The organism is Klebsiella sp. MS 92-3 (genome assembly GCF_000195655.1).
Classification (GTDB): Bacteria; Pseudomonadota; Gammaproteobacteria; order Enterobacterales; family Enterobacteriaceae; genus Klebsiella; species Klebsiella pneumoniae.
In genome coordinates, this window is record NZ_GL882847.1 from 48,835 (window position 1) to 60,616 (window position 11,782).

Here is an 11,782-nt window from a genome sequence, read left to right on the forward strand (position 1 = left end):
AGCGATTGTGCTGAACGCTATCGCTACCGGAATGTATATTGGCGCGGGCTTTGGCCCCGGGCCGCGCGATGGCCTGATGACCGGTCTGCATGCTCGCACTGGTTGGTCACTGCGCGGTATCCGGACGGCGATCGAGCTTTCCGTACTGCTGATTGGCTGGCTGCTGGGGGGTAAATTTGGCGTCGGAACCGTCATCTACGCGCTGTCGATTGGGCCGCTGATCCAGCTGTGCCTGCCGTGGTTCAGCCAGCCCGTCAGCCGCAACGCGGTCAGCCCTCCCCGGGAAATAGTCTCCTGAATTAACCCATCGCCCTCTTCATCATGGAGAGGGCCTTTCATCGCTTACAGGCCGCTCAGGCCATGAAGCATCATGTAGATCCCCACCACAATAATCAGTAAGCCTGAGAACCAGGGCGCCTTGCGCGAGAGGTCGTTAAGCCACGGCCAGCGGCGGGTGGCATGTTTAAGGCTCAGGGCGGCGATGGCCCCGGAAGCCACCAGCGTTAGCGCCAGACCAACGCTAAAGCCCAGCACCAGCGTGGCGCCCAGGGAGAATTTCTTCAGCTGTAAACAGATAAGCAGCACGGTAATGGACGCCGGGCAGGGGATCAGCCCGCCGGTCAGGCCAAACAGCACGATCTGCCCGGTCGTCACCTGGCGGCCATCAAAGCGCCGGTTGATCTCCTGGGCATGGGCCCGCTGATGCGCGTCCTGCCACTCCTCCGCCACCAGCGGCGCGGCGGATGAGGACGCATGGTGATGGTCATGGCGGTGATCATGGTCATGGCGGTGATCATGTTCGTGGTGATGATCATGTTCGTGGTGGTGCTCATGTTCATGGTGGTGCTCATGTTCATGGTGGTGATCATGGTGCGTGTGGGGCTGCGATTCGCGCCAGGTGCGCCAGAGCATCCAGCAGGCAATCAGCACAATGACAATCCCTGAGACCAGCTGAAACCAGGGTTCAGAGGTTTGGGCGTTCCAGCCGCGGCCAAACCACAGACCGGCCATGGCGATCAGCCAGACCACCGCCGTATGCGAAACCGTGGCCGCCAGCCCCAGCAGTACCGCCTGTTTTAACGTTCCCCGTACCGCCACGATAAAGGCGGCCATCATCGTTTTTGAATGGCCCGGTTCAAGGCCGTGCAGGGCACCGAGCAGTATCGCGCTGGGAATAAACAGCCAGGCATTGCCCTGCTGCAGAAGGGAAGTGAAATCGTTCATATCGGGATCCTTGCCAAAAGTGCGTTTATCCTACTCCCCCCCAGTAGTAAAATACTACCCCCCAGTAGAAAAAGCGGCTGACAAAAGGGATCATGGTATGCTGGCAGGCGTTGCTGACCACGCAGGTCGGTAATCCCGGACAGAATGAAACGGTGGATCGTGCAATGTCACATACAGTTCGACACAAAAAGATGTTACTGACCCGGCTGAAGAAAATTCAGGGGCAGAGTACCGCGTTAGAGAAAATGCTTAATCGCGAGCATGAGTGCGCTGAAATATTACAGCAGCTGGCGGCGATCCGCGGCGCGGTCAACGGCATGATGCTGCAGGTTATTCAGGGGCATCTTACCGACCATGTGGTGAAAGAGCCTGACGAGACGCAGCGCGAAGCGGATCTGGAGACGGTGATGCAGGTGATTAAATCCTATCTGAAGTAGCGCCCCCTGACGTTCCGCTCAAGCCACCCGCCGCTTAATGCGCATGGAGGTTATGCTCTGCCCACAGAATGAACTGCTCTTTTGGCAGCGCTTTGCTGTAAAGCCACCCCTGGGCGTACTGAACGCCATGCTGGCGCAGCCAGTCGCGCTGGCTTTCGGTTTCCACCCCTTCGGCGACGGTGGCCAGATTGAGCGCTTTGGCCATTTCAATAATGTGCGGCGTCAGCGGCCGGTACTCGAGGGTATCGACAAAAGATTTATCGATTTTCAGCGTGTCGACGTCCAGTTTCTGCAGATAGCTCAGGCTGGAGTAGCCGGTGCCAAAGTCATCAATCGAGATCCGATGCCCGGCCTGACGGTAGTGAGCGATCACCGGCATGGTGGTCTCCGGGTCGACAAACCCGCGCTCGGTGATTTCAAGGATGATCTGTTCGGCAGCGATCCCCCAGTGCTGCAGCTGATCGTGTAACAACGTCGGTAGGGTGGGCGAGCGTAAATCATCTACCGACAGGTTGATGGATATGTGCACTTCCGGCCGCTGCCGCAGCCAGGGACCGAGATCGGTAAAAATTTTCCTGACGATATCTTCCGTCAGCTGCGTGATGAGCCCGGTCTGCTCGGCCAGGGGAATAAAGATATCCGGCGATAAAAAAGTGCCATCGGGCTGCTGCCAGCGGGCCAGGGCCTCGGCCCCGGCAATTTTCCCGTCCTGCAACGAAATAATCGGCTGATAGTAAACCTGAATCGCTTCGGAATTGAGGGCGTCCAGCATGCTGTTGCGCGGTGAGCGCAGGTGCCTTAGCAGACGCAGCAGCAGCCAGGTGGCGAGCAGGCTGGTGAAAATGCCGGCAGGGAGCCAGAAGAACAGCTGCTGTCGAATGCGCTGCTGCAGCGGCAAGGTTGAAGACCAGGTTACGATGCCAGAGCCCAGCTCGGGAATGCGCTGGATCCGGTAGACTGTGTTATCCAGAGTAAGCATATCCACATACGGATCTTTAATGCGTTGCCAGACTTTCGCCGGCAGCGGCTGACTGCTGATCACCATTTTCTGGTGGTCCAGGCCAAACAGCATGGTATGGATCTTCTCTTCGCTGGCGGGAACGACATCAATAAAGGATACGGGGTCGATCATCACCATGTGCTGCCGGCTGCCCATGGCCGTCATCTGATGATCGAGGCCAAGATCGTTAATTGAGGTCAGCCAGGTGCGATAGCCGTCGGGGGCAATATGGTCCGGCGGGGGAAAGGTGACAGCGACGCTATGGTCTTCCAGGGAGGAGCATTGCGGCACGGAATCACGCAGCCAGAGCACTTCCTGAATGTAGCGATGGGTATAGGCGATGCGGCGGAGCGTAAGCAGATGTTCAGGGCTACAGGAGGCGGCGGTGTGTGCGTCAGCCTCTCGTAACGCTTCCCGGGCCTGGTCGGCAACCTGCAGCGTCCGAACGACGATACGGTTGGAATAGTCATCCAGTTCACGATAGAACTGCATTTTGGCCTGCCGCGCCGCCTGCCAGATGCTGAGTGAAATGGGCAGGATGATGGCCAGTATCAGCACTCCTGTAAACAGCGCCATCAGATGCCGGGTCCTCATGCCTGTGTCCTTATCGTTCGCCGGGTGTCATCAGTATATGCGAAAGATAAGCCCGGCGCAGCGGGAGAAAGAATGCCGCTCAGGGAAAAAAGCCGGCATCACAAGTGCCTGCGATGCCGGGAGAGAAGGATGATTCCGATGTAGCAGAATAAAAATGAGGGTGTGAATGCCGGGCAGGGTGTATTCCGGCATTCAGTCACAGCATACGCTGCGCAGATGACAGCAATATGTTAGCTAGTGAGCATCCGGAGCCGTGATGTCGGCGCTGATGCGCAGATCGTTCTCATCAAACACCATGCAGAAGCGGTCGTCGAAGGCCAGATTAATCTTCTGCCACGGGCGGAAATGGACGTCGCCGGGCAGCAAAACCTTGACGTTATCGTGGCCGTAGCACTGGCCGAACAGATAGGTATTGTTGCCCAGACGCTCCACCACTTCACATTGAAACTCCACTACGGTACCGGTGGCGACTTCCGGGGTGAGGTGCTCCGGCCGGATCCCCAGCGTCACCGCAGCGCCGGGCTTCAGCGGCTGGGTGGTGATATTCAGGGCCAGCTGATGGTCCTGCGCGAGGGTGACCGTTAAGCGTTCCGGCTGCCAGTCGCTGACGATAGCCGGCAGAAAGTTCATCTTCGGCGAGCCGATAAAGCCGGCGACGAATTTGTTGACCGGATTGTAGTAAAGCGCCATCGGCGAACCCATTTGTTCGACTTTCCCGTAGTTCATGACCACTATTTTATCGGCCAGCGTCATCGCCTCCACCTGATCGTGCGTGACATACACCATAGTGGTCTTCAGCTCCTGGTGCAGACGGGCAATATGCAGGCGCATATCGACGCGCAGCTCCGCATCAAGGTTAGAGAGCGGCTCATCGAACATAAACACCCGGGGATTACGCACGATCGCCCGGCCAATGGCCACGCGCTGCCGCTGGCCGCCAGAGAGCTGCTTCGGTTTACGATCCAGCAGGTGCGAGAGCTGCAGCGTTTTAGCCACCATTTCCACCTGGCGACGGATCTCCGTTTTCGGCACTTTATTCACCTTCAGCCCGTAGCCCATGTTCTCTGCCACCGTCATGTGCGGATAGAGCGCATAGGACTGGAAGACCATCGCCACGCCGCGGCGGGCGGGCACGACATCATTCATCACCTCATCGCCGATCAGTACTTCTCCTTCGCTGACCTCTTCCAACCCGGCAATCATGCGCAGTAGCGTCGATTTTCCACAACCGGAAGGGCCGACGAAGACGGCAAACTCGCCATCTTCAATATCGAGATTGACCTGGTGCAGCGTCACCGTGCTGCCGAACCTTTTGGTGACATTCCTCAGTCGTATATTGGACATCCACATTCCCCGGAGTGAGTAGCTGTTATTTGCCGTTGGCTTATCGCTATGTTGAGTGTGATTTGTATTACGTGTAACAAATCAGTGTGACGATGTTCAACAGCAGTAAAATCATGCCCTGACTATAACTTCCGCGGATTTTGCGCCATACAGGGACGTTTCATTTCTGCAAGGATGATCACACAACTGGCAGCTTATGGTAGTTTTATCAACGATCAAAGCGTAGCGTATAACAAAAGCGCATCAGAACATGTTTTCCACGTAATGCGGCAGTTTGAAAAGATTTATTTTTCTAACTGGCAGACGGAATTCAAATAAAAACCATTAAATTGTTATACCTTCACATGAGGTTGATAATGAAAAAGAACACGCTTGCTGCACTGATCCTTACCACCCTGGCGGCGGGGCAACTCGCCAGCCTGCAGGCGCATGCCGCCGGGCAGCTCAACGTCTGGGAGGACATTAAAAAATCCGCTGGCATCAAAACCGCGGTTAGCGATTTTGAAAAGCAGTACAACGTGAAGGTCAATCTCCAGGAGATGCCCTACGCCCAGCAACTGGAAAAACTGCGCCTCGACGGCCCGGCGGGCATTGGGCCGGACGTGCTGGTGATCCCGAATGACCAGCTCGGCGGCGCCGTGGTTCAGGGACTACTCTCGCCGCTCAGCGTCGATCAGGCGAAACAGGATGCCTTTACGCCAGCCTCCATCAATGCCTTCCGCATGGACAACGCGCTGTATGGGATCCCGAAGGCGGTGGAAACCCTGGTGCTTATCTACAACAAGGACCTGATCGACAAGCCGCTGGACAGCCTGCAGGCCTGGCTGGACTACTCGAAAACCCAGCGCGAGCAGAACAAATACGGCCTGCTCGCCAAGTTTGACCAGATCTATTACAGCTGGGGGGCGATTGGCCCGATGGGCGGCTATATCTTTGCTAAAAACGACAGCGGCGGCTTTAACCCGCAGCAGGTGGGTCTCAATACCCCCGGCGCCGTGGAAGCCGTCACCTTCCTGAAAAAATTCTATGCCGAGAAGGTCTTTCCGGCGGGGATCCTCGGCGATAACGGGCTGAATGCCATCGATTCCCTGTTTACCGAGAAAAAAGCGGCGGCGGTGATCAACGGCCCCTGGGCCTTCCAGCCGTATGAAGCCGCTGGCATTAACTATGGCGTGGCGCCCCTGCCGACCCTGCCGGACGGCAAGCCGATGAGCTCCTTCCTCGGCGTCAAAGGCTATGTAGTATCGACCTGGAGTAAAGACAAAGCGCTGGCGCAACAGTTTATCGAGTTCATCAACCAGCCGCAGTATGTGAAAGCCCGCTATGTCGCCACTGGCGAAATTCCGCCGCTGAAGGCGATGATTGACGATCCGGTGATTAAAAACGACCAAAAGGCCAGCGCCGTCGCCATCCAGTCGGCGCGAGCGGTAGCGATGCCGGGCATTCCCGAGATGGGGGAAGTGTGGGGGCCGGCCAACGCCGCGCTTGAACTGAGCCTCACCGGTAAGCAGGCGCCGCAGGCCGCGCTTGATAACGCGGTGAAACAGATCACGATGCAGATCGAAGCGATGCAGGCCAGCAATCAGTAATTCACCGTCACGTGAAGTCACCGAGCGGGAGGGGGACCTCCCGTTTGTAGAAGGAGTCGAGTGTGAGCATCCATTCCAGCGAAAATTTTAGCGACGCACGCGGGCCCGGGCGCCATGCATGGTGCGGCCTGCTGCTGGCAATCGTGCCGGGTTTCGGTCAGTTTTATCATCGCCAGTGGCTGAAAGGGCTGGTCTTCCTGGTGCTGCTGAGCAGCTTTCTGGGGATTTTTTATGATTTCCTGCGTGAGGGGTTGTGGGGGTTATATACCCTGGGTGAAGAGGTACCGCGGGATAACTCTATCTTCCTGTTAGCCGAGGGGATTATCAGCGTGCTGATCGTCGCTTTCGGCGTGCTGATCTATTTTCTCTCGCTGCGGGATGCGTGGCTCAACGGCAAAAAACGCGATGAGGGGATCGCCCTCAACAGCGTGCGTAAGCAGTACCAGATGCTGCTGAGCGACGGCTTTCCGTACCTGATGATCACCCCGGGCTTTATTCTGCTGGTGTTTGTGGTGATCTTTCCGATTCTGTTCGGTTTCGCCATCGCCTTCACCAACTACAACCTGTACCACACCCCGCCGGCGAAGCTGGTGGACTGGGTGGGGCTGAAAAACTTTATTAATATTTTCACCCTCTCCATCTGGCGCTCCACTTTCCTGGATGTGCTGCAGTGGACCGTGGTGTGGACGCTGCTGGCGACCACCCTGCAGTGTACGGTGGGCGTACTGCTGGCGATTCTGGTGAACCAAAAAGATCTGCGCTTTAAGCCGCTGATCCGCACCATCTTTATTTTGCCGTGGGCGGTGCCGGGGTTTGTCACCATTCTCGTTTTTGCCGGCATGTTCAACGACTCCTTCGGGGTCATCAACAACGCGATCCTGTCCTTTTTTGGCATCAGTCCGAAGGCATGGCTCACCGATCCGTTCTGGACTAAAACGGCGCTGATCATGATGCAGACCTGGCTTGGCTTCCCGTTTGTCTTTGCCATGACCACCGGCGTGTTGCAGGCGATCCCGGACGATCTGTATGAAGCGGCGACGATGGACGGCGCCAGCGCCTTTACCCGTCTGCGCACCATCACCCTGCCGCTGGTGCTGTATGCGATCGCGCCGATCATCATCACCCAGTACACCTTCAACTTTAATAACTTCAATATCATTTACCTGTTCAACAACGGCGGCCCTGCGGTGGCAGGCTCTAACGCCGGCGGGACGGATATTCTGGTGTCGTGGATCTATAAGCTGACGATGTCTTCGTCGCAGTACGCCATCGCGGCGACCATCACGATCCTGCTGTCGATCTTTGTCGTCGGCCTGGCGCTGTGGCAGTTCCGCGCCACCAAATCCTTCAAAAATGACGACATGGCGTAAGGGAAGCAACATGGCTCAATCACCCAGTATTAAACGCGAAAAGTGGATCCGGCTCTCTCTCACCTGGCTGGTGGTTATTCTGGTCTCGGTGGTGATTATCTATCCGCTGGTCTGGACGGTCGGGGCGTCGCTGAACGCCGGCAATAGCCTGCTCAGTACCTCAATCATTCCGGAAAATGTGTCGTTCCAGCACTATGCCGATCTGTTCAATGGCAATGTGAATTACCTCACCTGGTACTGGAACTCGATGAAAATCAGCTTCCTGACCATGGTGCTGACCCTGATTAGCGTCAGCTTTACCGCTTACGCCTTCTCCCGCTTCCGCTTTAAAGGGCGGCAGAACGGGCTGATGCTGTTCCTGCTGCTGCAGATGATCCCGCAGTTTTCCGCGCTGATTGCCATCTTTGTGCTGTCGCAACTGCTTGGCCTGATTAACAGCCATCTGGCGCTGGTGCTGATCTACGTCGGGGGGATGATCCCGATGAATACCTGGCTGATGAAAGGGTATCTCGACGCGATCCCTAAAGACCTGGATGAGTCCGCTCGCATGGACGGCGCCAGCAGCTTTCGCATCTTTATCGAGATCATCATGCCGTTGTCGAGGCCCATCCTCGCGGTGGTGGCGCTGTTCTCGTTCACTGGGCCGCTGGGGGATTTCATCCTCTCCAGCACCATCCTGCGTACCCCGGATAAATACACGCTGCCTATCGGTCTGTATAACCTGGTGGCGCAAAAAATGGGTGCCAGCTACACCACCTACGCGGCGGGGGCGATGCTGATCGCCGTACCGGTGGCGATCCTCTACCTGGCGCTACAAAAATACTTCGTCTCCGGCCTGACCTCGGGCAGTACTAAAGGATAAGCACATGAAAAGATTCACACCCGCATGGCTTGCGGTTTGTCTGGCATGCAGTTTCTCCACCTCTTCTCTGGCCGCGGACGCGCTTGCAACCCGCGCGTTTCAGGGCATGCCGGCGGACTTTATCAAAGGCGCGGATATCTCCACGCTGCTGGACGCCGAAAAGCACGGGGCGACGTTCTACGATCAGAATAATCAGCGCAAGGATCCGATCGCCATTCTGAAAGAGAACGGCGTCAACTATGTCCGCCTCCGTCTGTGGGTGGATCCGCAATCGGCGAGCGGCGAGGACTATGGCGGTGGGAACAATGATCTGGCCACCACCCTGGCGCTGGCGAAACGGGCGAAAGCCCAGGGGATGAAGCTGCTGCTTGATTTTCACTACAGCGATTTCTGGACCGATCCCGGCAAGCAGTTCAAGCCGAAAGCCTGGGAAAAGCTGGATTACCCGCAGCTGAAAACGGCGATTCATGACTATACCCGCGATACCATCGCCCGCTTTAAGCAGGCGGGCGTGCTGCCGGATATGGTGCAGATCGGCAACGAAATCAACGGCGGCATCCTGTGGCCGGAAGGGAAAAGCTGGGGGCAGGGCGGCGGAGAGTTCGACCGGCTGGCTGGCCTGCTGAACGCGGCTATCGCTGGCCTGAAGGAGAACCTGCGCCAGGGCGAGCAGGTGAAAATCATGCTGCATCTGGCCGAAGGGACCAAGAACGATACCTTCCGCTGGTGGTTTGATGAGATCGACAAGCGGCATGTACCGTATGACGTGATTGGTCTGTCGATGTACACCTACTGGAATGGCCCGATCAGCGCCCTGAAGGCCAATATGGATGACATCAGCAAACGCTATAACAAAGACGTCATCGTCGTCGAGGCGGCCTATGCCTATACCCTGGCCAACTGCGATAACGCGGAAAATAGTTTCCAGGCAAAAGAGGAAAAGGATGGAGGATATCCCGCCAGCGTACAGGGGCAATATAACTATATTCACGATTTAATGCAGGCGGTGGTTGATGTGCCAGACCAGCGTGGCAAAGGTATTTTCTATTGGGAGCCTACATGGATTGCCGTGCCGGGAAATACCTGGGCCACCCCGGCGGGGATGAAATATATCCACGACGAGTGGAAAGAGGGTAATGCACGTGAAAATCAGGCGCTATTTGATTGCCAGGGAAAAGTATTGCCGTCGGTAAAAGTTTTTAATTAATTTTTTTGTCGTCTTTTTCAGGAAGTTTATTATGAATAAATTTGCACCTTTACATCCGAAGGTTAGTACGCTGCTGCATGGCGCGGATTATAATCCGGAGCAATGGGAGAATGACCCCGATATTATTGATAAAGACATTGCCATGATGCAGCAGGCAAAATGCAATGTGATGTCGGTGGGAATATTTAGCTGGGCGAAACTGGAGCCACGCGAAGGGGTATTTAATTTCGCCTGGCTGGATATTATCCTCGATAAACTGTATGCCGCCGGCATTCATGTCTTTCTGGCCACGCCGAGCGGCGCGCGTCCGGCGTGGATGTCGCAGCGCTATCCGCAGGTTCTGCGGGTGGGGCGCGATCGGGTGCCGGCCCTGCACGGCGGCCGTCACAACCACTGTATGTCGTCACCGGTCTATCGCGAGAAAACCCTGCAAATCAATACCCTGCTGGCAGAACGTTATTCCTCACACCCGGCGGTGCTGGGCTGGCATATTTCCAACGAATATGGCGGTGAATGCCATTGCGATCTCTGCCAGAACCGTTTTCGCGACTGGCTGAAGGCGCGTTACCAGACCCTGGAGAACCTCAACCAGGCCTGGTGGAGCACCTTCTGGAGTCATACCTATACTGACTGGTCGCAGATTGAATCGCCTGCGCCGCAGGGCGAGATGTCGATCCACGGTCTTAATCTTGACTGGCATCGCTTTAACACCGCTCAGGTGAACGATTTCTGCCGCCATGAAATTGCTCCGCTGAAGGCGGCGAATGCCTCCCTGCCGGTGACTACCAACTTTATGGAGTATTTCTACGATTACGACTACTGGCAGCTGGCGGAGGCGCTGGATTTCATCTCCTGGGACAGCTATCCGATGTGGCACCGCGATAAAGACGAAACCGCGCTGGCCTGTTACACCGCGATGTATCATGACATGATGCGCAGCCTGAAGGGCGGCAAACCGTTTGTGCTGATGGAGTCCACCCCGGGCGCCACCAACTGGCAGCCGACCAGCAAACTGAAGAAGCCGGGAATGCATATTCTTTCCTCGCTGCAGGCGGTGGCGCATGGCGCCGACTCGGTGCAGTATTTCCAGTGGCGGAAAAGCCGCGGTTCGGTTGAGAAATTTCACGGCGCAGTGGTCGACCACGTCGGACATATTGATACCCGCATTGGCCGCGAAGTCTGCCAGCTCGGCGAGATCCTCAGCAAGCTGCCGGAGGTGAGAGGCTGTCGCACCGAGGCGAAAGTAGCGATTATCTTCGACCAGCAGAACCGCTGGGCGCTGGATGACGCCCAGGGGCCGCGTAATCTTGGGATGGAATATGAGAAGACGGTCAACGAGCACTACCGCCCGTTCTGGGAGCAGGGCATCGCCGTCGATGTGATTGACGCCGATGTCGATTTAACGCCGTATCAGTTAGTGATTGCCCCGATGTTATATATGGTGCGCGACGGCTTTGCCGGTCGGGCGGAGGCGTTTGTCGCCAACGGCGGCCACCTGGTGACCACCTACTGGACCGGTATCGTCAATGAGTCCGATCTCTGCTATCTCGGCGGCTTCCCGGGCCCGCTGCGCAATCTGCTGGGGATCTGGGCGGAAGAGATCGACTGCCTGAATGACGGCGAGTTTAATCTGGTGCAGGGGCTTGCCGGGAATCAGTGCGGTCTGCAGGGCCCTTATCAGGTGCGCCATCTCTGCGAACTGATCCATATCGAGAGCGCCCAGGCGCTGGCCACCTACCGGGATGATTTTTATGCCGGACGGCCGGCTGTGACGGTGAACGCGTTCGGGAAAGGCAAAGCCTGGCATGTGGCCTCCCGCAACGATTTAGCCTTCCAGCGCGATTTCTTTACCGCCCTGAGCAAGGAGCTGGCCCTGCCGCGGGCGATAGCGACGGAGTTACCACCCGGCGTGGTGGCGACTGCGCGCACCGACGGTGACAACGCATTTATCTTCCTGCAGAACTACAGCGCGCAAAACCATACCCTAACCCTGCCGCAAGGGTATTGGGATTGCCTGACCGACGCGGCGGTATCGGCTCCACTGACCCTGACGGCATGGGATTGCCGTATTCTCCGTCGTCACGCGTAATTTCTTCTTCTCCACCCCCCCCCCCCCCCCGCTGCGCCTCTTTTTTTTTTTTTTTTTTTTTTTTTT

The 11,782-nt window shown here is 56.7% G+C and carries 10 protein-coding genes; 7 read left to right on the plus strand and 3 right to left on the minus strand.

The window, feature by feature from the left end; translation table 11 throughout:
• Positions 1 to 298 (plus strand): YczE/YyaS/YitT family protein (locus HMPREF9538_RS30460; protein WP_009485962.1); only part of this gene is annotated, 298 nt, incomplete at its 5' end.
• A gap of 44 nt (positions 299 to 342) precedes the next feature.
• On the opposite strand, the gene HMPREF9538_RS0128290 is transcribed toward HMPREF9538_RS30460, so the two are convergent.
• The gene (locus tag HMPREF9538_RS0128290; protein ID WP_020316523.1) at positions 343 to 1,224 is read right to left on the minus strand and encodes a nickel/cobalt efflux protein RcnA; all 882 of its coding nucleotides are present in this window, start codon (positions 1,222 to 1,224) and stop codon (positions 343 to 345) included.
• Between the two features lie 164 nt (positions 1,225 to 1,388).
• Between HMPREF9538_RS0128290 and HMPREF9538_RS0128295 the strand changes: the two genes are divergently transcribed.
• On the plus strand, positions 1,389 to 1,661 hold the full coding sequence (locus tag HMPREF9538_RS0128295; protein ID WP_002891985.1) for a metal/formaldehyde-sensitive transcriptional repressor: 273 nt from the start codon (positions 1,389 to 1,391) through the stop codon (positions 1,659 to 1,661).
• 34 nt (positions 1,662 to 1,695) lie between these two features.
• Here HMPREF9538_RS0128295 and HMPREF9538_RS05810 read toward each other — a convergent pair whose 3' ends face one another.
• Both HMPREF9538_RS05810 and HMPREF9538_RS05805 read right to left on the minus strand, forming a co-directional pair.
• Complete coding sequence (locus HMPREF9538_RS05810; RefSeq protein ID WP_009485966.1) at positions 1,696 to 3,255, minus strand: EAL domain-containing protein; 1,560 nt, start codon at positions 3,253 to 3,255, stop codon at positions 1,696 to 1,698.
• A gap of 234 nt (positions 3,256 to 3,489) precedes the next feature.
• The gene (locus tag HMPREF9538_RS05805; RefSeq protein WP_032419746.1) at positions 3,490 to 4,599 is read right to left on the minus strand and encodes an ABC transporter ATP-binding protein; all 1,110 of its coding nucleotides are present in this window, start codon (positions 4,597 to 4,599) and stop codon (positions 3,490 to 3,492) included.
• 356 nt (positions 4,600 to 4,955) lie between these two features.
• Between HMPREF9538_RS05805 and HMPREF9538_RS05795 the strand changes: the two genes are divergently transcribed.
• The 5 genes from HMPREF9538_RS05795 (at position 4,956) to HMPREF9538_RS05775 (ending at position 11,716) form a co-directional block, all read left to right on the plus strand.
• Complete coding sequence (locus HMPREF9538_RS05795) at positions 4,956 to 6,188, plus strand: maltodextrin ABC transporter substrate-binding protein (RefSeq protein WP_002891991.1); 1,233 nt, start codon at positions 4,956 to 4,958, stop codon at positions 6,186 to 6,188.
• A gap of 62 nt (positions 6,189 to 6,250) precedes the next feature.
• Positions 6,251 to 7,558 (plus strand): carbohydrate ABC transporter permease, encoded by a 1,308-nt coding sequence (locus tag HMPREF9538_RS05790; RefSeq protein WP_004177243.1) that lies wholly within the window; start codon positions 6,251 to 6,253, stop codon positions 7,556 to 7,558.
• Between the two features lie 10 nt (positions 7,559 to 7,568).
• Positions 7,569 to 8,420: a sugar ABC transporter permease gene (locus HMPREF9538_RS05785; RefSeq protein WP_032457224.1), complete on the plus strand. Its 852-nt coding sequence runs from the start codon at positions 7,569 to 7,571 to the stop codon at positions 8,418 to 8,420.
• Between the two features lie 4 nt (positions 8,421 to 8,424).
• Complete coding sequence (locus HMPREF9538_RS05780) at positions 8,425 to 9,627, plus strand: glycoside hydrolase family 53 protein (RefSeq protein WP_004178761.1); 1,203 nt, start codon at positions 8,425 to 8,427, stop codon at positions 9,625 to 9,627.
• A gap of 31 nt (positions 9,628 to 9,658) precedes the next feature.
• Positions 9,659 to 11,716, plus strand: coding sequence for a beta-galactosidase (locus tag HMPREF9538_RS05775; protein ID WP_009485971.1), 2,058 nt, complete (start codon positions 9,659 to 9,661; stop codon positions 11,714 to 11,716).
• The last annotated feature ends 66 nt before the right edge of the window (positions 11,717 to 11,782 follow it).